Source organism: Flavobacterium arcticum, from assembly GCF_003344925.1.
Taxonomy (GTDB): domain Bacteria; phylum Bacteroidota; class Bacteroidia; order Flavobacteriales; family Flavobacteriaceae; genus Flavobacterium; species Flavobacterium arcticum.
This window is the reverse complement of sequence record NZ_CP031188.1, coordinates 776,879-802,561: the sequence shown is the minus strand read 5'-3', so window position 1 is coordinate 802,561 and position 25,683 is coordinate 776,879. Positions and strand designations below refer to the sequence as shown.

Genomic DNA, 25,683 nt, shown 5'->3' with positions numbered 1-25,683 from the left:
ATGTCAAAGAAAACATTATACTATATTTTAGGTATTACATTAGTTGTAATTATATTACTAGTTGTACTTAATAAAACAGGTGCATTTGGTAGTAGAGATGAAAGTAAAGAAGTAGAAACAGCCAAAGTAGAAACTATAACACTTACAGAGACTGTATCAGCTACAGGAAAAATACAACCTGAAGTAGAGGTTAAAATATCGTCTGAAGTTTCGGGAGAAATTATAGAACTTCCTGTAAAAGAAGGTCAGGCTATAAAAAAAGGACAACTTTTAATACGTATTAATCCAGATCTATATGAGTCTGGTCTTAGTCGTACTGCAGCATCACTATCTACGGCAAAAGCAGGGCTTAGCCAAACCGAAGCACAACTTAAAGAAGCAAAGGCAAATTACGATCGTAATAAAACGCTTTTTGATAAAGGTGTAATATCTAAATCAGAATGGGATAAAATAGTATCTGCTTATGAGGTGGCACAAGCATCAAAACAATCGGCTTACTTTAGTGTGCAAAGCGCAGGGGCTAATGTTACCGAAGCAAAAGATAACCTTAATAGAACTACTATATACTCACCAGTAGATGGTACTATTTCTAAACTTGATGCCGAGCTAGGCGAACGTGTTGTAGGTACACAGCAAATGGCAGGTACAGAGATATTGAGGGTAGCTAACCTTAATAATATGGAGGTAGAGGTAGATGTTAATGAAAATGATATTGTTAAAATACAGATAGGCGACCAAGCAGATATAGAGGTTGATGCTTACTTAAAAAGAAAGTTTAAAGGCGTAGTTACAAGTATATCTAATTCTGCAAGTAGTGACTTAACAGCCGATCAGGTAACTAACTTTGAAGTTAAAGTACGTATAAATAAAGAGTCGTATGCTGATATGACAGAAGGGAAACCATCTAATTATTCACCATTTAGACCCGGTATGACAGCAACTGTAGATATTATTACTGAAAGAAAAGAAAATATTATTGCAGTACCTATTAGTGCAGTAGTTGTAAAATCAGACACTACAGCGGTTAAAAAAGATATTATAAAAGAGCTTGAGGAGAAAGAGAAAGAAATAAAAGGAGAAGCTAGTCAAGACGAAAAATTTGAATGTGTTTTTGTAATGAAGGCAGGTGTTGCTGTATTGCGACCTATTACTACAGGAATACAAGATGATACTAATATTGAGGTAATAACAGGACTTAAAAAAGGCGAAGAGGTAATAACAGGACCTTATACTACTGTTACCAAAGAACTTTCGCCTAATGATAAAGTAAGAGTAAAGAATAAAGACAACGATAAAGAAGATAAGTAATACTTATGGGGTTTATTCTTAATATTGAAACAGCAACTAAAAATTGCTCAGTTTCGCTAGCTCAAGCTGGTAATGTTGTTGCTATAAGAGAATTTGCAGGCGAAGGCTACAGTCATGCAGAAAAGCTACATATTTTTATAGAAGAAGTGCTTAAGGAAGCAGAGACAAATTTTTCAGGTCTTGAAGCCGTTGCTGTTAGCATGGGGCCTGGGTCTTATACAGGACTTCGTATAGGTGTTTCAGCAGCAAAAGGATTGTGTTATGCACTTAATATTCCTTTATTAGCTATTGATACGTTAGAGGTTTTAGCACGCAAGCTAAAAATAACAGAAGGTGTTATTGTACCAATGATAGATGCACGACGTATGGAGGTATATAATGCTGTTTTTGACACCAACTACAATAAAAAAAGCGATACAAAAGCCGAGATTATTACTGGAGACTCTTTCTCAGAGTATACAGATATATGTCACTTAGTAGGCGATGGTGCAGAGAAATGCAGAGCCTTATTACCTGATAATAAGTTTATGTATCATAATGATATTATATATCCATCTTCTGCAGAAATGGCTCTTTTATCTTATAACAAGCATCAAAAAAGCGACACCGTTGATGTCGCTTATTTTGAACCTTTTTATTTGAAAGATTTTGTAATGAATAGATAGAATAATTAAAGTAAAGTATTCATATAGTTACCTAATAGCTGTAAGTCTTTATCATCACTTATCTTTATTCTATTTTCTTTCATGAATTTTTTAACTTCTTTTTCTTTACCTGGTATAAGTTTTATTACGTCTTTTTTTCTGTCAGACATATATACTATATCGCCATTATTCATCTGGATATAATATTCAGGGTTTTGCTTTTTATACAATGGAGCTTTATACTTTTGATACCCTCCTTGTGGATGCTGTTCTGGCTGAAGGTATATACGCTCGCGTTTAAATATTTTCAGGTTAGAGGCATCGCTAATAACTACAAGGTAGTTTTGGCTAGCTATTCCGTCCTTGTTAGTATATTGTGTAAATGTATAGTTAGCCTGATTGTTAACCAGTCTAATCATCATACCGTCTTTAGGCTCTAATACAACAACTTCATCGTGTATTTTTAGTTCCATCTCATCAGAGTATGCATTATACTTTACAAGTGTAATCTCGTTAGAGTCATCTATTTTAGCAGCGTTAAACGAGTCAATATAATACTGTGTACCTCCTGCAGGCTCACTCGGAGCTTTTTTAGTATATCCATAATTCATACCGCCCGACTCATCTACATATGTTTGAGCTTGTTGGGCATTTGCAAATGTTGTTGCTAATAAGGCAGTAAATGCCAGTAATCCTTTAAATTTCATTATATAGTTTTTTTTAAGAGGGTCAAAAATATAAATAATATTCTTTATGATTTATATTCTTTTACTATTTAACAAACAGTATGTCAGTTAAATTATTGTAAATTCTTATGATTTTTTTTCTTGAAGATACTTTACATTTAAATCTCTTTGTGGGAATGGTATTTCTATACCTTCTTTATCAAGCTCTATTTTAGCATTTTCTTTAAAGTCAGAAAGCATTTGCCAATAATTTTCATTAGTTGCCCATGCAAAAATTTGGAAGTTTACAGAGCTATCAGCTAATTCTCTTACTCGTATAACAGGCTCTGGGTCTTTAAGTATATTTTTATCCATTTCTATAACACGTTTCAATATGCTTTTAACTTGTCTAATATCGCTATTATAACCTACTCCTATAGTAAGGTCGGCCTTACGTATAGGCTCTTTAGAGTAGTTAGTTATATTACCATTAGATAGTGACCCATTAGGTATATATATAACTTGGTTAGTAGGTGTTAGTAATCTAGTATATAAAATTTGTATTTCCATTACTGTACCGCCTTCACCTTGTGCTTGTATAAAATCGCCAACCCTAAAGGGTTTAAATAGTATAATGAGTACACCACCAGCAAAGTTAGATAGCGAACCTTGTAATGACAGCCCTATGGCTAAACCTGCAGCACCTAGCACAGCTACAAATGCAGATGTCTCTATACCCAATGCACCAATTACCATTACAATGAGTATTACTCGTAATCCCCATGTTAAGATATTCATTGCAAATTTTATGAGCGTAGGGTCAGACTCTGGATTACGATTCATGATACGTTTCATTATCCATCGTAAAAACTTAATAGCAATAATACCTATAACTAAAATAGCTATTGCTTTTATAAGGTTAGGCATAAAATTTAATAAACTCTCACTTAACTTGTCAATAATATCTTCTAAACTATTCATTTTCTAATTTTCTAAATTTAATTGTTTTATTACTTCATTTATCGAATTGGTTGGCAAATTACAAGTATTATTCCTACAAACATAGAACATTACACTATCTTTAACAAAACGGTTATAAAGGAAAGGTATCTCCGATTCAGCTTTACAACCCGCTATAATTATGTGTGGTAGGTATTCGCTGTTTATAGCCTTAACCGCTTCTTTAGCATTTGCTCCACATATTGCAAGCTCTTTATTTTCGGGAGATAAGTTTAACCATAAATTAAGCCAATTAGAAAATGCTGAAGGATAATCTAAACTAGGTATAATGTTATGTAGCATTTGTAGTGCTATTTTTTCATAATGATTATTATGAAAGAGTAAACCTAGAGCATATAATACATTACCCATTATCGAGTTAGATGCCGGTATTACATTATCTTCTGTTTCAAAATGTGCAGCAATAAGCTGTTCGCTATTGGTAGCATTAAAGCTAAAAAACTGTTGTTTTTCATTATAAAAATGATCAAGACAATAGTCGGCTAATTGTTTGGCATACAATAACCATTTTTCATTCATAGTAGCTTGATGCAATGCTATAAAAGCATCGGCAGTAAGTGCATAATCTTCAAGAAATCCAGCTATTTTTGCAGTCCCGTTTTTATAGGTACGCCACAAGTGCCCATCTTCGTGCCACATAGTTTGAGTAATAAACTCAGCATTTTTAAGTGCAGCATCTAAGTATTCAGTATTTCCAAGAGCTTTATAAGCATCAACATAACCTTTAAGCATCAGGGCATTCCATGATGTTAATACCTTATCGTCAAGTCTTGGTTTTGCTCTTTTTTCTCTCACTTCATACAATAGTTTTTCCCATCCTTGTTTTTTCTGCTGTAATGTTTCGGGAGTTATGCCTGCCGTTTGTGCCAGTTCCTCTATCGGTTGGTTTTGTATCAATACAAAATTACCATCTTCCCAAAATCCAAATTCATTGATATTAAAAATCTGTGAAAAAAGTTCGAAATCATTACCCAAAAGCGATTTTAACTCGTTTTTTTCCCATACATAAAAAGCCCCTTCCTCTAAGTGTCCTTTTTCGTCAAGGCTATCGGCATCTAGTGCACTATAAAAAGCTCCATTATTCATAGTCAGTTCTTTTGCAACAAAAGAGTGGGTTTTCTCAATAACCTCTTTGTATAATGAGTTTTTAGTGCGTTTGTAGGCTTCGGCATATAGGCTCATGAGTTGCCCATTGTCATATAACATCTTTTCAAAATGAGGTACATGCCATTTCATATCAACCGAGTAGCGCGAAAACCCACCATCAACAGTGTCAAAAAGCCCTCCCCATGCCATACGTGTTAACGTTAGGTCTACAAAATTCAGTAGCTCAGTATTGTTAGTTTGATAACCATAGCGCTGTAGAAATAAATAATTATCCGGCATCATAAATTTTGGTGCACGGGCATAACCTCCATATTCATTATCAAAACTTTTTGTCCATTTTTCTACAATAGGTTGTATGTTTTCAGGTTGAGGTAATGTATCTTCGCTTTCATTACTTGTTATATTCATTGCTACTACACCATTATGCAATTTCTCGGCATATTCTACCATTTTGGCAGGATCAGTGCTATAGAGTTCTTGTAATTGTTGTAATGCCGATATCCAAGTTTCTTTCTTAAAATAAGTCCCTCCCCATACAGGTCTGCCATCGGGTAATAAAACTACATTCATAGGCCATCCGCCCTGTCGTGTCATTAATTGTAAAGCTTTCATGTATATAGCATCTACATCGGGGCGTTCTTCTCTGTCTACTTTTATGGCGATATAACTATTATTCATTACTTGTGCCACTTCTTCATCTTCAAAGCTTTCGTGCTCCATGACATGGCACCAGTGGCAGGCAGAGTAGCCTACACTTACTACGATTAGTTTATTTTCTTGTTTTGCTTTATCAAGAGTTTCCTTACTCCATGCTTTCCAGTATATAGGGTTATTAGCATGTTGTAGTAGGTAAGGGCTGGTTTCTTGTTTTAGCTCGTTCATGATATCTTTTTTATAAAAAAGTAAAGTTACTTAAATGCATGGAGGTTTAAAGATGGCAGCAGTTAGATTTCTGTTAATGTTATTCATAAATGGCTTTTAATATTATGTTAAATTTTAACATATCAAAGATGTTGTTTTAAATCGTTGTTAAAATATAAGGTATTGCTTTACAAATGAGGGGTTTATTTTTTAAGTTTACTTTTCAATAAATAAAAATTTATATTATGAAAAGAGCAGTATTTGCATTTGCAATTGTAGCAGCACTATTTACAAGCTGTAAAACAGAGAAAGAAAAGACGACTGAAGAAGAGACAGTAGTTACCGAAGAAGAAATGGCAATGACCGATGAAAAACCCGATTATGCAGGTTTTGGTATGGATGAAGCTGACTTGCCAGAAGGATTAAATGTGGGTGATACTGCTCCAAATATTACCATGACTACAGACGATAATAAGAAAATGAAACTTGCAGATTTATATGCAGAGCAGCCTGTTGTAGTGATTTTTTATAGAGCTTACTGGTGTCCTGCGTGTGAAAAGCATCTTTCGGAATTTGCAGAAAAGGCTAAAGATATAGAGGCTAAAGGTGTAAAGCTGGTAGCTATAACCCCTGAAACATATGATAATGTAGATAAAACAAAAAAAGGAACAGGTGCTAATTTTACTATAATATCTGATACTGACGGAGAAATAATGAAAGCTTTTGATGTAGATTATAAAGTAACCGAAAGTTATCAGGCTATGATAGGAGATAAATTGAATGCATCTGTAGCTGAAACTAATGCTACTGGTAAAGCTGTGTTACCTGTACCTGCTACTTATATTATAGATACTAATGGTAAAATTGTATACAGACAGTTTAACCCTGATTACAAACAACGTGCTTCGGTTCAGGAAATACTGGACAACGTACCTGCTAGTAATTAAATTAAAATGTTATGGATAACAATTTTAAAGGGTTAAAAGCTTTATACATAAATTGTACACTAAAAAAATCGCCAGAATTGAGCCATACAGAAGGACTTATGCAACTCTCTATGGATATTATGGAAAAAGAGGGTGTAAGTGTTGATCTTGTCCGATTGGTAGATTTTGATGTCCCACCAGGTGTATATCCTGATATGACAGAGAAAGGCTGGGATAAAGACGACTGGATAGCATTGTCTAAACAAGTATTAAAGACTGATATTCTTGTAGTAGGTACACCTATATGGTTGGGCGAAAAATCGTCGATAGCGCAAAAACTTATAGAACGTTTGTATAGCCTTAGTGGTGAGATGAATGATAAGGGGCAATATATATATTATGGTAAAGCAGGAGGCTGTGTAATAACAGGAAATGAAGATGGAGTAAAACACAGTGCTCGCGATATATTGTATGCTTTACAGCACATAGGCTATTCTATACCTCCTCAGGCTGACTGCGGCTGGATAGGAGAAGTAGGTCCCGGACCCAGTTATCTCGACGAGGAGGCTCATGCAAAGCAGAATGATTTTACTAATCGCAATACTACTTTCATGACGTATAACCTGCTGCATCTTGCTAAAATGCTTAAAGCTAATAATGGTTACCCTACTTATGGTAACTCTCGAAAGGATTGGGATAATGGCGAACGTTGGCGATTTGATAATCCTGAATATAGATAATAACAAAAATGCCCGCTCAATAAGCGGGCATTTTCTTTATATTATAAGTACTTTCTATTTTGCTTCTTTTACTTCCGATCGAGGACCTATACCGTTATTATTAAAAGCTTCTATCTGGAAATAGTAAACATCGCTCCTGTCTAGTCCGCTAAAGTAGTATTCATTTTTCCCGTATACCATAATAGTCCCGTACAGTTTATCGGGCGATTTACCAAAGTAAATAACATAACCATCGGCATTAGGTTCTTGTGCCCATTTAAACCAAACATTTCTTCTTTCGCCTTCTTTTTTAGGAGCAGATCGCAACGGTACAAAATCTTGTACTACACTTGGTTTTTCGCCACTACCTTTACCAAATATTCTTAATCCGCTTATAGCAAATTTACCTGTAGGCATTTGTATGTTCTCTAGTTTTATATAGCGTGCTTTAGCATGCTTATCAAGCTCTATATAATCATGAGGGACATCTTTATTGTTTTTACTTTTATCTATAAGTACGTGCCATTTTTTCCCGTTATCTGAAGCGTAGATAATATACTTATGCCCTGTTGTAGTTTCGGGTTTACCCATAATAGCTACATCTTGGTCGGCATAGTTTATTTGTATCGCATTAATGGTGCTTTGTTCTCCTAAATCAGTAATAATATATTCTCCTTTATTAGTTGTTTTAGCTGACCAATAGGTTTTTATATCCTCGTCTACTGCATAGTTTGCTTGAAAGCCCCCCAATGTAGAAGAAACCTGTACAGGTTTGCCATAATTCAATAACATCCATCCCGTGAAGGAGTTTACATCCATATGGCTCTTATTTTCAGAAGGCAGATAAGTAGGATAATCTCCGTAGGCAGTATTTGAGTATAACACATCATCTTTATCAAACCCAGCAGGCCATATACCTAATCTACGTTCAAAATTGTTTTTAGTACAAATTCCTATAGTAGATACATGCCAATATTTGTCGTAAGCATCCTGATAGGTAGCGCCATGCCCTGCACCTCGTGCAAAACCACCTGGTTTATATGAAAATGGATTGTGCGACTGATATTCAAAAGGACCTAAAGGTTTTTCGCCTACATATACTCCATCACCATATCCACTAAATTCTGTGCCTGGTCCTGCATACTGTAGGTAATACTTACCGTTATATTTTGTCATAAAAGCTCCTTCTAGAAAGGGTTGTAAAAAAGTATTATCGTTATACTCGCCAAAACGTTCCCACCCATGTTCAAAATCATTGAGTGCTACTACAGGTACAGGATCGCCCTCCGGCTGAAATGTTTTGCGGTTCAGTTTTACACCATATAGCGGATACATATTGCTCGAACCGTAGTACAGGTAAACTTCATCGGTGTCTTCATCCCAAAATAGTTGAGGATCCCAAGCTCCTGCTTCCGATTTGTGGACAAGCTCTTTCCAGTCGTCAACTTTAGGGTTGGTGCTCATCCATATCGGGAATTCTTTAGTATGCGTAGAGCCTATTACTAAAAGTGTATCATTTACAAAGGATAGAGAGGGGGCACAAAGTTCATCATATACCTTATGCTCAGGTCTTAAAAATTTTCTAGGTATAAATTTCCAGTCAGTCATATCATCACTATGCCAATAGCCCCATTGGTTTGTAGAAAACAAATAGTATTTTCCATCAAAATACGTAATTACAGGGTCGGCAGTAGCGCGGTGTTTTCCTTTAGTTACAAAATCAGGAATAGGGCAGTAGCCATAATCTATATTTATAGGGTTACAGTATGTTTTTTGCTGTGTAAAAGCAGTGTTAAAAAGAAACAATGCTATAGCTAAAAATGCAAATTTTTTCATTGTTATTAGGTGTTAAATTACTCTAATTAGTACAAAACGAATAGTATAAAAATAAAAAATTAAACCAGTTTACATAAAAGACCCCGCACAGGCGGGGTCTTTCGATCGAAGATCACAAAAAAAGGAAAATTACTTAACTAACATAAATTCACCTTGTAAACCATTAGCGGAATTACTCCCAACGGTGATCTCAAAATCGCCAGGTTCTGCTGTAAATATCATATCGATATTATAAAATTTAAGGTTTTCGGGAGTTACAGTAAATGTTACTGTTTTCTTTTCACCTTTCTTTATCATAACTTTTTTAAATCCTTTTAACTCTTTAACGGGACGTGTAACAGAACCTACTTTGTCTTGAATGTAAAGTTGCACAACCTCTTCTGCGTTGTAGTCACCTGTATTGGTTATATCTACACTAACTTCAATACTGCCATTCATACTCATAGTGTTTGAAGACAGTTTCAGGTTCGAATACTTGAATGTAGTATAACTTAATCCATATCCGAATGGGAATAATGGGCTGTTGTCTACATCTATATAGCGTGATTTATATTTTTGTTCTGGGTCTGTTGCGCCTAAATAAGGACGACCTGTGTTTTTATGGTTGTAATAGATTGGTACTTGTCCTACATTTCTCGGGAAAGTCATCGGTAGTTTACCACTTGGTACATTTATGCCATATAAGGTTTGTGCAATAGCATCGCCACCCATAGTACCAGGGAACCATGCTTCTAGTATGGCATTCATGTTATCATTCTCCCAAGTTAGGTTTAACGGTCTTCCGTTCATTAATACTAAAACAATAGGCTTGTTCAGCTTTTTAAGCTCGGCTAAAAACTCTTTTTGTATTCCTGGTAAGTCTATATTGGTACGTGATGCAGCTTCGCCACTCATGTTTTCAAACTCACCCATTACGGCTACTATAACATCTGCTTTACGGGCATTTTCAATAGCTGCCTGCATTTTGCTTCGGTCATCTTTAAGTATTTCGACACCTTTATCAAATGATACTTTATTTTTGTCAGTTATAATTTTGTTGATGCCTTCTTCAACGCTCACGGCATAGCCATATCTATCACCCGAAGCAGCCCAAGAGCCTATTATGTTCCACTCATCACTAACTAAAGGTCCTACAAAAGCAATTTTCTGTTCTTTGCGTAACGGTAATACGTTATTATCATTTTTTAGCAATACCATAGATTTATTGGCAATATTAAGAGCAGCATCGAGGTATTCCTTTTTATTGATTACTTGTTTTTCTCTTTTTTTATCGTTGTAACGGTAAGGGTTATGGAAAAGTCCTAAATCATATTTAGCTTCTAGTACTCTACGACAAGCATCGTTTATTTGAGTTTCGGTTACTTTACCTTCTTTAAGTAGGTTTTTAAGGTTTCTCATATAGATACCGCCTACCATATCCATATCTACTCCGGCGCGCATGGCAAGCTCTCCTGCTTGTGCAGAGTCTTTGGCAACACCATGTGGTATAAGCTCATTAATAGCAGTATAGTCGGTTACTACAAAACCATTAAAACCCCACTCGCCTTTTAAGATATCTCTTAATAAAAATTTACTTCCTGTTGCAGGTACACCAGATATTTCGTTAAACGATGTCATAAAAGTACCTACACCAGCATCTACAGTAGCTTTAAAAGGTGGTAAATAAACCTCTCTAAGTGTTCTTTCGCTCATGTCTACAGTATTATAGTCACGACCAGCTTCGGCAGCACCATAGGCTGCAAAGTGTTTAGTACATGCTAATACAGTATTATTATCCATCAGGTTATTACCCTGAAAACCTTTTACTCTAGCTATTGCCATTTGAGTACCTAAATAAGTATCTTCTCCAGCTCCTTCAGATACTCTGCCCCAACGAGGGTCACGGCTTATATCTACCATAGGGGCAAACGTCCAGTGTACACCACTAGCAGCAGCTTCTTCGGCAGCAATACGTGCCGAAAGCTCAGCAGCTTCCAAGTCCCAACTTGCTGTTTCACCCAATGTTATTGGGAAAATGGTTTTATAGCCATGAATAACATCATATCCAAAAATCAAAGGGATTTTTAGCCTTGAGTTTTTCAGGTTTAACTCCTGAAGTTCTTGAGTATATTTTACAGATGTAGCATTAAGTATAGAGCCTACATTTCCTTTTTTTATCTCTTCTATATAATTGATTCCTGCTTTTGGTCCTGTTACTGTACCATCGGCTGTATATTGAACCAGTTGCGCTATTTTTTCGTCAATAGTCATCTTTGCCATAAGTTCAGGAACAAACTCATCGCGTGGTTTTATTTTTTTATCCTTTCCTTTTTGTGCATATACGCTAAAGGAGCAGGCTAATAGTAAAAGTAGTACGCTATTGTATTTCATTTTATAATTATATTGGCTTATTTTTCAGCTATTGCTGAGTATTCTTTTATTGTTTTTTCTGTTGTAGCATCCACTCATAAATAGTAGGGTCGTCATATACACGTGTCCAGCTATCATGATTGGCATCATCAAAAATGGTAAGTTCAATATCGGTGCTACAGGTTTTCAATTTTTTGTAGATATTGATAGAATAGTTAACATCTACCACGTCATCTACTAATCCATGAAAAATACGGGTAGGTATATCTTTAATCTTGCAGTTTTCTATCATGGGTACTCTATCTACAAACCCCGCAATAGGTACTAATGCCGCAAACATATCAGGGTGTGAAAAAGCTAAGTTCCAAGCGCCCCAAGCGCCCATACTCAGCCCTGTAAGGTATATTCTGTTAGGGTCTATTTTATTCTCTTTAATTACCTTTTGTATAAGCCTGTATAGTACTTCTTGATCCCAATATTCTTCTTGCGGGCATTGCGGTGCCAATACATAAGCATCGAGTTTATGTGTTTTTAAATATTTAAAAGGGCCATGTACTTTTACTCTTTCTAAATCATTTCCTTTTTCACCAGATCCATGTAGAAAAATAATAAGAGGCTTTAACTGCTTTGTGCTTTCTGGACTATAAAGCAGATAGTTTAATTGTTTTTTGACTACTACTTCAGTAGAAAAAGAACCGCCCTCTGCCTTTTGTGCAAAAGACGGTAATGAAAACAAAAAAATTGCTATGAGAATAATTCTTACCATAAATTTAAAAACCGTGTTGTGATGAACTAAAGCCTAAATTTAATAAACCTTGTTGTACCTCAGGAGCTTGCATAAATAAATTCCAGAGTAATCCCGTTCTGTGATTTTCTATCATAGGTACAATAGTACCCTGATCTATTGCTAAATAGCGACGTGTTACCCAGTCGTAGTGCGGCGAAAAGGCATCATAAGGACCTGCTACACCCACTAATTGGTCTTTCTTTTCTTCGTATAAGTATCTTAAAAATTTAAGAGACTTTTCTGGCGCATATGGGTATGATGATAATGCTGCCGTAGGGGTTATTACACCTCTGTCATTATTTGGTTGGTGTGCAGAGTAGCCCGTACTTCCGTTACTATTTCTAGTATAACTTGCCGTTAGTCCCCAACAATTTTCGCCATAACCTTCCCATTGGTATGGGTTGGCAACACAATGCTCATACATAATATTGGTATGGTTTTGTACTGCATCCCAATAATTTGCATAAGTATCAGTAAGTCCTCGTGGGTCTAAACCTAAGTAGGAATAGTGTGACCAAAACATAGGACCTACGTTGCTAGAAGCACCATTATAGTCGAATATAACAGGAATATTATAACGTTGTCCGCCATTTGTTATATTACCATTTCTTGCCCATCCTTGATGGTAGGCTTCTTCACTTATAGAATGCGTTGGTGATGCAGCTGCCATTATATAAGTAACTAAACATTCGTTATACCCTTCAAGTTGAAAGTTCATTTCCCATTCATATTCGGGAGACCAGTGCCAGTATAAAACATTTTCTCCGCCTTTAGTGTACCAGTCCCATTCTACTCCTTGCCATAACACATCAGCTTGTTGTGCTAGTGCCTGTTCTTCTTCAGTGCCATCTTTAAAATATTCTCTGATACAAATAAGCGCTTGGCAAACAAAAGAAGTTTCTACAAGGTCGCCACCATTATCTTTAGTCCCAAATGGTATTACATCGCCATTTGTACCGTTCATCCAGTGTGGCCATGCCCCGTGAAAACGATCGGCATTTTCTAGAAAGTTGAGGTTTGTTTGTAGTCTAGCTACAGCTTCACCTCTAGGGATAAAACCTCTGTCAACTCCTGCAAGGATGGTCATAAGCCCAAAACCAGAACCTCCTGTAGTAACAATATTTGCATCGTTAGAAGGGTCATCGGTATGGTATCTTTCTCTTGCCAATTTAGAATTGGTTTCGGCATAATCCCAAAAATATTTTATAGCATCTTTTTGCACCATGTCAAGAAGTTCATTCTCTGGTAAAGGATCTACTATTGGTGGGGTAGGGTTATCATCGGTAACTGTAATGTCATCATTATCATCTTTTGAATCGCATGAAACACATGAGGTGCAAAATGTAAGAATGATAAGTAATTGTAATATTTTCAATGTGAATGTTTTTAAATTGATGCGAAATTTTATGTGTGATGGTTTAGGGTATGGAGGGTGGCTTACAATTGAAAAAATATCTCGGCAGTTTTACTGCCGAGATTATTTATAGATAAATTATCTACCAGCTAGTTCTAGCTCATAAAGAGCATTGATATCTGAAGTTGATAACATTTTATCCCATATACGAACTTCATCAAGACCACCTGTTAATGGCTTGTTCCATACATCTGTATTAGTACCGTCAATATAAGTAGCAAGTGCTCCTAATGTTGGGTGAGATGGAGTAAAGAAAGCTAATGGCATAGGAAGTCCGTTGTTTCTTACTTCCCAAGCAGGATTAGATATTTTAACACCATTTACAAACATTCTTGCAGTACCAGTTGTACCTTCCCAAGAAAATACTACGTGAGCCCACTGACCGCCTATTTTGTTAGCAAAAGCAGCATGCTGCGGTTGAGCGCCATTGTTGTTATCATCTACCATCCATGTTTCCATTTTAAGCATGTTGATACAGTCTCCGCCAAATTCATCACCTTCTGGGTTTTTAAAGCCATACTGTGCTTTCATTTGAATTGAATCGCTAGTTATAAGACCATGGGTGTTTCCAAAAACACTTAGGTTACCTACAACACTTGCACCACCTGAAAATGAAACTAATGGAGAGATAAGACCATCTGATTCTGGTGTTGCTTTAGTGTTGTTCATTAAAGCCCAACAGCTAACAGTAAAGCTACCCGATTGTGGGTTTATATTTGCGATAGAAGGATAATCAATATATCCGTTTATCATCATAGCTCCTTGTCCTTTTATAGCTGCTGCATAAGTAGTTCCTACAGTATTACTTGGCATAGTTCCAGAGATGCTTTCTTCTCCATTTCCGTTAAGAGGGAAGTATGCTAATAAATCATCAGCACCTACTTCGTCAGCACTACTATAGCCGCCTATTGGAGGTAGTTGTGCAGCTCCATCGTCATCACTTCCACATGAAGTTAATAGTACTCCTGACGTTATCATCAGTGAATAAGCAAAAAATTTGATTGTTCTCATAGTTTAAAAAATTTAATTTAAGTTAGTATTAGTATCCATTGTTTTGAATTAATCTTCCTCCGCTGGCTGTAATTTGTGGTTCTGGTATTGGGAATACTTCATGTTTGCCAGGTATAAAAGTTTTACCATCGGCAGCCATAGCTGTTTGTGCTTGTCCTGTTCTAACAAGGTCAAACCACCTTTCGTGTTCCATTGCCATTTCCCAGCGTCTTTCGTTATATAGCTGTTGTAATGTTAAGCCAGATATTTCATCAAGCCCTGCTCTTAGTCTCAACTCATTTATTATATCTTCTGCCTCGCTTGTCATTCCTATCTGGAAAGCAGTTTCGGCTCTTATAAGCAATACATCGCTGTACTTTAATAATCGTAAGTTTTTTGCAGTTTCAGCTTTATTACCATTCCATGGTTCTGCTATGCTACTTTGGTATGCTTTATAGTTATAGCGAGGGTTATTCCAGGTAGTTGGTGCTTCAAAACCATCCCAAAGGGTAGAAGGAACAAATAAAATGGTTGCTTCTTTTCGCAAGTCACCATCTTCATACGAGTTAACAAGGTTAAGTGATGGCGTGTTAAAACCCCACCCTAAATCAGGAGTTCCACGAGGTCCTTGTACATCTGTATACTGTGCTAACCCTTTTGTAAGTGTAGCTTGTACTTCAAATACTGATTCTTCTTGATTTTCTCCTACTTGTCTCCATACATCGGCATAATTTTCCATAAGTCCATATTGACCTGATGTGATAACATCACCTGAAAGTGCATATGCTAAATCCCACTCTTGTTGGTATAAGTGTACTTTTGCTTTAAGTGCCTGAGAAGCTCCTAGTGTAGCACGACCAAGATCGCTTTGTGCATATTCACCTTTTAACGGGAGTAGTGCTATAGCATCTTCTAAGTCGGCTTCTATTTGTGCATATACTTCTTCTTTGGTGGCTCTAGTAAGCACTATGTCGTTTATAGTTTCGTTATCGTTTAAGTCGATGTTTTCTGCTACAAGTGGTACACCGCCAAAACATCTTACTAAATCGAAATACCAAAAGGCTCTTAAAAACTTAACTTCACCTATGAGTCTGTTTTTTAAACTTTCGTCTATTTCAAATTGCTCAAGATAGTATAAGGCATTGTTGGCTCTATATATACCTGCATAACGACCTTGCCAAACATCATTAAAAGAAATGTTCGAAGCTTCGAATGTTAAAGCATCCATTTTATGTTTGTCAGATCCTGTATCACTCACTGTAGAGCCTTTATCTGCATCGTCAGATGTAATACTTGTAATTCCTATCCAAGGGAAGGAGTACATGTTATAATCCAGCATTTTATTGTAAACTCCGTTTACTAGCTGTACTGCATTATCAGGATTTCTCAAGAAATCGGCTTCGCTAATATTGTCTCGTGGTGATACATCTAAGTCATCATCGCAAGAAGCAAATAATGCCATTATTGCAAAAACTCCGATAAGTGTTTTATATTTAAATCTATTATTCATAACCATTATTTTTGTTTTTTAGAAACTTACATTTAAACCAAATGAAAAGGTTTTGTTAGTAGGGTATGCATCTAGCTCTATACCTGCATTACCAAGTGGGTTACCATCGCCACCGCTAATCTCTGGAGAGAAACCACTATATTTTGTGAAAAGGAATGGGTTTACTGCTGTAGCATATACCCTTACTTTATCTAACCCTTTAACCATAGGTGGTAGTGTGTATCCTAAAGTAATGTTGTTGATTCTTAAATAATCTCCTTTTTCTACATAATAGGTAGAAGCTCTTGGTACATCGTTAGATGGTTTTGGGTTAGCTGCATTTGGTGTAGATGGAGTATAGAAACTGTCTAAAACATCCGATTCTATATTTTCGCCACCAAAGCGTTGTGCTTTTTTACCATTGTAAAGTTTATTTCCTCCTACACCATAAGCATCTACAGAGAAGTCGATGTTTTTATACATAAAACCTAAGTTAATACCATAGGTTACTGTAGGTATATAAGACCCTGCAACAACTCTCTCATCACTATAGGTAAAAGCGCCATCAGAATTATATCCTGTAGTTTCATATACATAAAAACTACCTAGCGGTTGCCCTACGATAACTTGTTTTGTATATTCTCCGTTACCAAGTCCGCCACCTGTGTAAGCCCCGAAGAGTTCTTCGTTATATACTTCTTTTAGTTCGTTTTTATTATGAGAAACATTACCACCTACCCAGTAGTTAAAGTCTTGTCCTATTTTGTCTTGCCATTTTAATGATAGCTCTATACCTTTATTGGTAACCACACCGCTATTAAGAAAAACGGGTACTGGTGATAGTACTGGTGGTACGGCAATAGGTAATAATATGTTCTCGTTTCTTCGGCTGTAATAGTCAAAAGTTCCTGTTAACTTGTTAGATAACATAACGAAATCGAAACCAAGATCTATTTCTTTCATGGTAGACCATGTTAGGTTTTCATCTACTTGGTAAGGATTGTTAGACCCTGGGTTGATACTTTGATCAGGACCAAAAGGATAGTTATAACCACTACCAAAAGAAGTGATATTTAATGGGTTATCAGTATATCCACTACCTACTTCTCCATAACCACCACGTAGTTTAAGATTGTCTAGGAAATCGATATTATCCATAAAATCTTCGTTGGTGATTACCCAACCGGCAGATACTGAAGGGAAAATTTCATATTTATTATCTGCCTGAAATGAGCTTATTCCTTCTCGCCTTACAGAGGCTGATAATAAGTATTTATTATTGTATTCATACTCTGCTCTTGCAAAATAAGCTACAGATACTACGGGAGTGCTATTACTGTTTTGTACTACAGAGCCTGGTGCTACCTCTTCATTATTAGTAGAAAAATCAAGACTCCAGTAATCAGATTGTGTAGGAACATCTAGTCGAGTTCCTGCTAATGTTTCAGAGATATTTGTAGTAGTGCGTGAAAGCCCTGCTACTACGGTAACATTATGATTGCCAAAATATTTGCTGAATGTTACATAATTATCCCAGTTCCATCTATAATTAGAGCTCCTATTTTGATAAAGAGAGTTTATTATTGGATTTTGAGGGTTTTGGTCAATATAATCGCCAACAGTACTTGAAGGGTTTGATGCTAACCATAACTCACGTGTAGGTGTAAAATTATACGATCTTGCCCAAGCTGCCTGAGCACCAAAGTTAGAGTTAAACTTAAGGTAATCTACAATTTTTAATTCTGCATTTATAGACCCTATTAGGGTTACCGCTTTACTTTGCTGGTCGGTATAAAATAATTGTGCAGCTGGGTTAGCAACATTGTTATACCTGTCGCCAGTAATATCATTAACGCCGTCTTCGTTTAATAATGGTGCTCCCCATCTACCATTAGGATATTTTACAGGCATTATAGGAGATTGCTTATAAGCATTTGTAAAAGCGCTTAAAGGCTTAGATGTTGTTCTCTCTGTAGATAAGTTAAAGAACGGAGTTATTTTAAGTTTACCATCTAATGCTTTAAAATCAGTTTTACTTATAATGTTTGTGCGTTCATAAGCAGTTCCGTTAAGTATACCTTTCTCTTTATAGTTAGACGCTGCAAAATAGTAGTTGGCATTTTCTGATGCTCCAGAGAGTGATATAGAGTTATTCATTACCTCTCCCGTTCGTGTAATTTCGTCAAGCCAATCGGTATTATAAGGCTGTTCGAAATTAAAATATGATGCAGAACCTAGTGCGGTATTATTATAATAGGCATAACGGTAAGAGTCTGCCATGTCAACTTTTCTCTGAATGAATTTTTGACCGATATAACTGTCATAAGAAATTTTTATATCGCCTTTTTTACCTTTTTTGGTAGTTATTAATACAACACCAGCTTGTCCTTTTTGACCGTATATAGCAAGCGATGAGGCATCTTTTAATACATCTATAGTTGCGATATCGTTAGGGTTAAGCCCATTTATTGTGCTTGTTTCTATACCATCTATTACATAGAGCGGGTTAGCACTTCCAGAAATACTGTTTAAACCCCTTATACGAATAACAGGTTCGGCTCCTGGTTCGTCGTTCGTAATAATATTTACACCTGCTGCTTTACCTTGTATTGCTTGTATAGGCGATTTTGCAGGTGTCCTTATAATATCAGATGCTTTTATCTGAACTACAGACCCTGTTATAGACCCTGCTTTTTTACTTCCATATCCTATCAATACAACTTCTTGCATTTGATTCTCAAAAAAGATAGAATCACTTTTAATAATAGAATCTAATTCAGTTGGTGTAATCTGTGCAAACGATGCTGCTGCGATTAAACAGAAACTAATACTGAGTAATATTTTCCTCATATTATATTTAAATAAAATTAATGTAATTCAAATGTAAGCAACTAAAACGTTATAGGAGTGTTTTTTACAACCTATCTCAACTACATCAAAAAATAATTATAAGTTTTTAATTATCTGTATTACAGTTTTTTAATATACTAATCATTACATCAAAAAAAAGACTAATGATGTAGTAATGATGTGTTTTAAATTCATCGTTAAGGGGTTAAATAAATGTTATTATAATAAAAAAATACGCTTTTTTATATTGCTATCATAAATTTTGAAAGACTTTCCTCTGTAGGGAGGTCTATTTTTTTTCGAAGTCTATATCGGTGTAGTTCAACTCCTCGATAAGAAATACTCATTAAAGGCGCTATTTCTTTTGACGATAAATTCATCTTTAAATAGATACAAAGCTTAATATCTTTTGGAGTAAGCGATGGGTGTTTTTTAGTAAGTCTTTTTACAAAATCTTCATGACTTTTAATTAAGTTTTTTTCAAAACTTTGCCATTCGTTTTTATTTATGGAGCTAGATTTAATAACTTTTTTTACTTTAGCTTTAAGCTGATTAACTTCTGATTCGTCACTTAAAACCTCCTGTATTTTATCAATCATTTCACTATGCTTGGCTATAGATAATGATTTTCCTGCTACTTCAGATGCCTTTGTTTGAATTTCAACTTCGAGTTTTTTCTTTTCATATTCTTGCTCTCTAAGTTTGTTTTCGGCTTCCATTTCTAGCTCTAGTATTTCTCTTCGGTGTCTTAGCTCTTCTTCATTGAGTCTTATTTTTTGTAGATATCTTATTTTATTCCACCTATAGTATAAAAAGAAAATACCGCTTATTCCTGCTATATATACTATGATCATGAGGGATGAAAAATACCAAGGTTTAGCAACGCTAAATTCATATTTCCCTACTGTTATTTGTTTGCCTCCCTTGTTATAATAAACAATAAGCTGTTGAGTTCCGCTATTTAAATTATTTAATATAGTTTTCCCGTCAATTATATGTTTTAAATCGCCTTCGTTTAATTTATAAAATAAGTCGGGTCTGTTATAGCCATAGTATTCACTTATAATATTTATTTCTACAGGTTGATTGTATTTTATTTGTGTGCTTTCGGCTATCAACTGTCCGTTATAAAATGCTTCTATATTTATTTTCGGGTCTTTATCAATATTATTTTTTGGGTTGAATGCTAAAAATCCATCATCTAGATTTATTAATAGCCAGTTCTCTTTTTTATACACCTGTGTGTTTTCAATAATAAGACGACCTTGGTAATACTTGTCTAAAAGTAATTTCCAATAAAAGTTATTGCCTTCTTGCGTTATTAAGTATATATATCCGTCTCTAATAACTATAAAACTATCGTTATCTACAGGTATAATATCGTTGATGTTTTTAAACTCGTCATTAAAAACATTGTTTTTTATAAGTTTATCTTCAATTCTATTATAGGTATACCAAATGTTGTCTATAAAAAAGAGTATCTCGTTTTTATAATTAAACAATTTCACACTATAGTCATTATTCAGGTTGTTCTTTTTAGATATATTATCTACACGCTTAACATCGAAATTTTTATCATATACTATTCGGTAAAGCCCTCTATAACTATCGGCAGCCCATAGTTCACCTATTCTGTTTTGGGCAATATTTCGTATTGGTTTAGCAATGCTGTCTATTATTTTCCAGCGATTTAGTTCGTTAATGTCATTATAAACGACAATGCCAGAATAATTAGCTTGAAAATAAGCATCCTCATAACCAGTATTTAAAAAATCCCAGCCACCATTAATGTTATTTATTTTATCAATTTTATTGTTAGAATAAACAAAAGTTCCATCGTTATGACCAATAATGTAATTGTCTTTGTGTTGATAAATATCCCATACCTGTCCTTGAGAGTTTGGTATAGTTTCTAGGTTTTTTCCGTCGTAAGTAAAAACGCCATGGTTAGAGCCTAATATATAGCCTTTGTTTAAAGAAGCTAAGGAATAAACAGAGCCTAGTAGACCTGAATTGTCAGTGAATATTGATATAGGTGAGTTAACTTCAATATGAGAGATACCATTGTCTAGCCCTAACCATAAATTTTTCTCACTATCTAGCGTTATAGATAAAACAGCATTATTTCTTAAAGCATTTTGCCTGTTTATATTTTTATAGCTATCATCTTTTAGGTTTATAAGGTATAATCCTTGTAATGATGTACCTACGGCTAGTAAATTATCATTTACAAACTTAACAGATAGCACAACATTGTTTTTTAATATGTTATTTATTGGGCTACTCCAAGGTTTAAGGTTTTTGTTTTCGGCAATATATACCCCATTGCTTTTTGTAAAAACATAAGTTTTATTGTTGCGTTTAACAATTCCGTGTATAATATTATCTTTCAGGTCACCCCATGCGTCAACGGGACTAAATGTGTCGTTCTGCATTTTATATACTCCGTTTCTTACAGAGGCAGCATAAATAGTGTCATCTACAGTATAGCAGTATGAAATTTGGGTAGGGAGTTCTATTTTAATTACTGTGCCATTATTATAACGATATAGCTGATTAAAAGATTGAAAATAAATAGCATCATTATGTTTAAATATTTTCCATATTTCTTCATTTACGGCATTACCAGTAAAAAGATCTTTATCTGCCGATATTGATTTATAAATCATAATGCCAGCTACACGTTCCCAATAGCCAAATTCTTTATAAGAACCGCAGTAAATGCGATTTCCATCGGCGAAAACAGAACGTATAATGGTTTTATTGGGTAAAGAGTACTTTTCCCATTTTACCCCATTATAGCGTAAGAAATAATGATGATTGGCAAAATATATAGTATTATCATTAGCCTGAGTTATACTCCATACTTGATTATCTCCCGTATATTCAGACTTAGAAAAGTTTTTCACAAAGGGTAATAGCTCCTGTGCACTAAGCTCTAAAGCAAAAAGAAGGCATAATAATGCGAATAGATATTTCCTGAAATACATTTGGCTTATATATTTTATGCTCAAATTTAAGAAACTAATTACAACAAAACAGCATATAAAAAAACCTCACTATTAGTGAGGCTTATATAATTTTTCTTTTTTGTATATTTTAGTGGAATAAAAAAAACCGTAACATACTTATAATAGTTGTTACGGTTTTATTGTGGTACCTCCAGGAATCGAACCAGGGACACATGGATTTTCAGTCCATTGCTCTACCAACTGAGCTAAGGTACCGTGCATTACTGCTGTTATTGCGGGTGCAAATATAGAACCTTTTTTATCTTATCCAAAACAAAATATAAAAAAAATCAATTTGTATCTTTGCGTTACTAATAATTAGAAAATGCTTTTAGCTGTAGATGTAGGGAATACAAAAATTAAAGTAGCTGTATTTGAGGAGTATGCCTTGATTGATAAGTTTATTTTTGATAGAGATGAAGTCGAAAAAAAAATAAATAAAATTTTTAAAACACATTGCGAAATTTCTCAAATAGTGCTTTCGTCGGTAGGGAAAGAGGATGAAGACTTGTTACTATGGTTACAAACGTATGCCGATTTGACTGTAATAAATAGAATGTCGCGTTTTCCTTTTGAAAATCACTATGCTTCACCAGATACTTTAGGTGTCGATAGGATGGTGCTTTCTGCTGGAGCAGTTTTGTCATTTCCTGACAAAAATAGGCTTGTAATAGATGCCGGTACTTGTGTTACTTATGATTTTATTGATAGATCAAATAGCTATATTGGTGGAGCAATATCGCCAGGTCTTCGATTGCGATATGAGTCAATGCATAATTTTACGGCAAAACTACCGTTGTTATACCCAGAAATGCCTTCGGATTATACTGGTAATACCACAAATAAAGCCATGCATTCAGGAGTAATAAATGGTTTACTTTATGAAATTGAGGGGTTTATGAGTAGGTATATTGAGCAGTATGGCGATGTGTCAATAATATTGACGGGTGGCGATGCTGAATTTTTGGCTAAAAGATTAAAAAACACCATATTTGCCAATTCAAATTTTCTGTTGGAAAGTCTGAATAAATTATATTTATATACTATAAAAATCGAAAATGATTAAAAGATTTATTGTAGGCATCTGCCTACTATTTACCGCAGTAGTTTTTTCGCAGCAAAATAGCTCGTCTCCTTACTCATATTACGGTATTGGAGATGTTAAGTTTAAAGGAACTACAGAGAACCGATCTATGGGAGGTTTGGGTATAATTCCTGATAGTGTACATGTTAACCTTCAAAACCCAGCGTCATATAGCTCGCTTCTCCTTACAACCTTTACGGTAGGCGGTAGTACAACATCTACAACATTAAAAACAGATTCGGCAGAAAGTGATGCTAGTAGAACTACGCTTGATTTTCTTGCGGTAGGCGTTCCTGTTTCTAAAAAAATAGGCGTTGCGATAGGACTTATGCCTTATAGTGCTGTTGGGTATAGAATAGAGAATACATCTGTAGTAGATGATATTGAGCGATACTCTCAGTTTAATGGAGAAGGAGGGCTTAATCGTGTTTTTGCAGGAGTATCTTACAAGGTTACCCCAAGTTTAAGTTTAGGTGCAGATGTACAGTATAACTTTGGAACAATAGAAACAAAATCTATAAATGCAATACCAAGTATACCAATACAGTATCCTACACGCGAAATAAACACAACAGATTATAAAGGAGTTTCGTTCAATATAGGCGCGATGTATCAAACCAAACTTAATGAAAAATATGACTGGTTTACAAGTGCTACTTATACACCTTCGGCAAACTTGTCAAGTGAAACAGACAGGCAATTAGCAACCATTACTTATTCAAACGGTTTGAATGAGCTTATTGTTGATGAAATTGATGTTCGAGTTTCTTCTGGAGATGTAAAATTACCATCAAAGTTTACTGTAGGTTCTGGTTTAGGTATAAAAACAAAATGGTTTGCAGGATTAGAATATACATTTCAAGAAAGCAATGAGTTAGGTAATCGTTTTGATAATGTAACATCGGCAAATTTTGAAACATCTCATAAAGTATCTTTAGGTGGATATTTTACACCAAAATTCCAGTCTTATAATAGTTATTTGAGTAGAATAACATACAGGGCAGGTCTTAGGTATGAAAAAACAGGACTTGTTATTAATGATGAGTCTATTAACGATTATGGACTTTCATTTGGTGTGGGCTTGCCATTAAACTACTATGCGTCTAACCTTAATTTAGGTGTAGAGTTAGGGCAAAGAGGTACAACAAGTGCTAGTCTTGTACAAGAAAATTATGTAAATTTCTTTGTCAGTCTTTCTTTAAACGACAGATGGTTTGTGAAACGGAAGTATGATTAATTAAAAATTATGGGATTATGAAAAAGGAACTTGTCTTTTTAATAACAATGCTAAGTAATATTTTTGTGTTTACTGCGGTAGCACAAACAGATAAATGTGAAAAGCAATTTAAGGTGTATGAAGAGAAGGTGAAGGCTAGAGACTATGTTGATGCCGAAAGCCTTTTGGGAGTGTTGAAAAAAGACTGTTCGAAATATGATGCCAAAATATATGCTTATGCAGAGGAGATTTATAAAAATAAAATAGAATTTTCTCGTACCCCTGAAGATAAACAAATAGCTATAGATTTGCTTTTGGAGCTTTATGCCGATTATGAGAAAAGTTTCCCTGGAAATGGTAGTGTAGTAAGAAAAGCACTTTTGCTAAAAGAGCAAAACATGGCAGATGATGCAGAGGTATATAAAATATTAAACTCATTTTTTATAACCCATAAGAAGAAGTTTACTGATTATGATGCTTTACAGACTTACTTTATGCTTTATTTAAAGCAATTTGAAGCTGAGAATAAAACAATATCTCAAAAAGAGTTTGTAGAAAAGTATGCGATAATAGCTGCACAGGTGGCTTATGCTCAAAACAAGTTTGCTACAGAAAAAGCAACTTTGTTAGAAAAACAAGAAACCCAAATACTTACTGATGAAGAGAAGGCTTTAATTACTGATGCTAATCGTGCTATAGATGCTCTTGACGCTGTAGGCGATAATATAAGCCTAATGGCCTCTAAATACTTTTCTTGTGAAGTACTCGCAGAGTATTATGGTAAATCTTATAATGATCATAAAGAAGATTTAGAGTGGCTTGGAGCGGTAGTAGATGTAATGTATAATAATAAGTGCTATAATAATGATGTGTTATATAAAGTAGCTCTTGCAGCACACGAGATGCGCCCTACGGCACTATCAACTTATAGGCTAGGTAAAATAGAGCTAAGGCGTAATAATATTAAAGATGCAGTTTATTATTTTGATAAAGCTGCTGCTATGTATACTGATAAGAAAGAAAAGGCAGACTTGTTTTATGAAATAGCCTCTATTTATAGAAATATAGATAAAGCAACAGCTAAGAGTTATGCGATAAAGGCAGCTGAAACGAACCCTGAGTTTGGGAAACCTTACCTTATGCTTGCAGAGATGTATTCATCTGTTACAGGTGAGTGTGAGTTAAACGATTTTCAGCGTAAAGCATTACTTTTCTTGTGTATAGAAACTGTAAAGAAAGCCGAAATAGCCGAGCCGAAATATAAGCCTACTGTTACTGCTTTAATGGAACGTTATAATAAATCTTTGCCTTCTAAAAGTGAAGCTAAAGCGGCGGGTTATCGTAAAGGTGATGAGGTTGTTTACGGATGTTGGATAAACGAAACAGTTAAACTTCCAAAACTCTAAT

The 25,683-nt window shown here is 35.0% G+C and carries 18 protein-coding genes and 1 tRNA gene; 7 read left to right on the top strand and 12 right to left on the bottom strand.

Features of this window, described 5'->3' with window-relative positions; translation table 11 throughout:
• Both DVK85_RS03685 and tsaB read left to right on the top strand, forming a co-directional pair.
• A complete protein-coding gene (locus DVK85_RS03685; protein ID WP_114677141.1) occupies window positions 1–1,308 on the top strand; it encodes an efflux RND transporter periplasmic adaptor subunit in 1,308 nt (435 codons plus the stop codon).
• A gap of 5 nt (window positions 1,309–1,313) precedes the next feature.
• Window positions 1,314–1,973 (top strand): tRNA (adenosine(37)-N6)-threonylcarbamoyltransferase complex dimerization subunit type 1 TsaB, encoded by a 660-nt coding sequence (gene tsaB / locus DVK85_RS03680; RefSeq protein ID WP_114677140.1) that lies wholly within the window; start codon window positions 1,314–1,316, stop codon window positions 1,971–1,973.
• A gap of 5 nt (window positions 1,974–1,978) precedes the next feature.
• Here tsaB and DVK85_RS03675 read toward each other — a convergent pair whose 3' ends face one another.
• The 3 genes from DVK85_RS03675 to DVK85_RS03665 form a co-directional block, all read right to left on the bottom strand.
• Window positions 1,979–2,659, bottom strand: coding sequence for a hypothetical protein (locus tag DVK85_RS03675; protein WP_114677139.1), 681 nt, complete (start codon window positions 2,657–2,659; stop codon window positions 1,979–1,981).
• A gap of 105 nt (window positions 2,660–2,764) precedes the next feature.
• On the bottom strand, window positions 2,765–3,598 hold the full coding sequence (locus tag DVK85_RS03670) for a mechanosensitive ion channel family protein (RefSeq protein ID WP_114677138.1): 834 nt from the start codon (window positions 3,596–3,598) through the stop codon (window positions 2,765–2,767).
• 3 nt (window positions 3,599–3,601) lie between these two features.
• On the bottom strand, window positions 3,602–5,626 hold the full coding sequence (locus DVK85_RS03665; protein ID WP_114677137.1) for a thioredoxin domain-containing protein: 2,025 nt from the start codon (window positions 5,624–5,626) through the stop codon (window positions 3,602–3,604).
• A gap of 224 nt (window positions 5,627–5,850) precedes the next feature.
• On the opposite strand from DVK85_RS03665, the gene DVK85_RS03660 reads away from it, so the two are divergent.
• Both DVK85_RS03660 and DVK85_RS03655 read left to right on the top strand, forming a co-directional pair.
• Entirely contained in the window at window positions 5,851–6,552 is a 702-nt protein-coding gene (locus tag DVK85_RS03660) for a peroxiredoxin-like family protein (RefSeq protein WP_114677136.1), read from the top strand.
• An 11-nt stretch (window positions 6,553–6,563) separates the two neighbouring features.
• Window positions 6,564–7,271, top strand: coding sequence for a flavodoxin family protein (locus DVK85_RS03655; protein ID WP_114677135.1), 708 nt, complete (start codon window positions 6,564–6,566; stop codon window positions 7,269–7,271).
• Between the two features lie 54 nt (window positions 7,272–7,325).
• Here DVK85_RS03655 and DVK85_RS03650 read toward each other — a convergent pair whose 3' ends face one another.
• From DVK85_RS03650 to DVK85_RS03605, 9 genes are all read right to left on the bottom strand, one after another.
• Window positions 7,326–9,086 carry a family 43 glycosylhydrolase gene (locus DVK85_RS03650; RefSeq protein WP_114677134.1) on the bottom strand — a complete coding sequence of 587 codons (1,761 nt, stop codon included), beginning with the start codon at window positions 9,084–9,086 and terminating at the stop codon, window positions 7,326–7,328.
• 129 nt (window positions 9,087–9,215) lie between these two features.
• Window positions 9,216–11,456, bottom strand: coding sequence for a beta-glucosidase BglX (gene bglX, locus DVK85_RS03645; protein WP_114677133.1), 2,241 nt, complete (start codon window positions 11,454–11,456; stop codon window positions 9,216–9,218).
• A 46-nt stretch (window positions 11,457–11,502) separates the two neighbouring features.
• Window positions 11,503–12,201, bottom strand: coding sequence for a carboxylesterase family protein (locus DVK85_RS03640; protein WP_114677132.1), 699 nt, complete (start codon window positions 12,199–12,201; stop codon window positions 11,503–11,505).
• A gap of 4 nt (window positions 12,202–12,205) precedes the next feature.
• Window positions 12,206–13,597 carry a glucoamylase family protein gene (locus DVK85_RS03635; protein ID WP_162845283.1) on the bottom strand — a complete coding sequence of 464 codons (1,392 nt, stop codon included), beginning with the start codon at window positions 13,595–13,597 and terminating at the stop codon, window positions 12,206–12,208.
• Window positions 13,598–13,714: 117 nt separating this feature from the next.
• The gene (locus tag DVK85_RS03625; RefSeq protein ID WP_114677129.1) at window positions 13,715–14,647 is read right to left on the bottom strand and encodes a LamG-like jellyroll fold domain-containing protein; all 933 of its coding nucleotides are present in this window, start codon (window positions 14,645–14,647) and stop codon (window positions 13,715–13,717) included.
• Between the two features lie 28 nt (window positions 14,648–14,675).
• On the bottom strand, window positions 14,676–16,136 hold the full coding sequence (locus DVK85_RS03620; protein WP_240339565.1) for a RagB/SusD family nutrient uptake outer membrane protein: 1,461 nt from the start codon (window positions 16,134–16,136) through the stop codon (window positions 14,676–14,678).
• 18 nt (window positions 16,137–16,154) lie between these two features.
• The gene (locus DVK85_RS03615; RefSeq protein WP_114677127.1) at window positions 16,155–18,965 is read right to left on the bottom strand and encodes a SusC/RagA family TonB-linked outer membrane protein; all 2,811 of its coding nucleotides are present in this window, start codon (window positions 18,963–18,965) and stop codon (window positions 16,155–16,157) included.
• A 242-nt stretch (window positions 18,966–19,207) separates the two neighbouring features.
• Window positions 19,208–21,955, bottom strand: coding sequence for a helix-turn-helix and ligand-binding sensor domain-containing protein (locus DVK85_RS03610; protein ID WP_114677126.1), 2,748 nt, complete (start codon window positions 21,953–21,955; stop codon window positions 19,208–19,210).
• A gap of 164 nt (window positions 21,956–22,119) precedes the next feature.
• Window positions 22,120–22,192: transfer RNA gene (locus tag DVK85_RS03605), tRNA-Phe, on the bottom strand.
• Window positions 22,193–22,301: 109 nt separating this feature from the next.
• On the opposite strand from DVK85_RS03605, the gene DVK85_RS03600 reads away from it, so the two are divergent.
• From DVK85_RS03600 to DVK85_RS03590, 3 genes are read left to right on the top strand one after another with little or no spacing between them, the layout of a single operon-like run.
• Window positions 22,302–23,042: a type III pantothenate kinase gene (locus DVK85_RS03600; protein WP_114677125.1), complete on the top strand. Its 741-nt coding sequence runs from the start codon at window positions 22,302–22,304 to the stop codon at window positions 23,040–23,042.
• Window positions 23,035–24,297 (top strand): hypothetical protein, encoded by a 1,263-nt coding sequence (locus DVK85_RS03595; protein WP_114677124.1) that lies wholly within the window; start codon window positions 23,035–23,037, stop codon window positions 24,295–24,297. Before DVK85_RS03600 ends, DVK85_RS03595 begins: the two co-directional genes overlap by 8 nt.
• Window positions 24,298–24,314: 17 nt before the next feature.
• Window positions 24,315–25,682: a tetratricopeptide repeat protein gene (locus tag DVK85_RS03590; RefSeq protein ID WP_127960550.1), complete on the top strand. Its 1,368-nt coding sequence runs from the start codon at window positions 24,315–24,317 to the stop codon at window positions 25,680–25,682.
• The last annotated feature ends 1 nt before the right edge of the window (window position 25,683 follow it).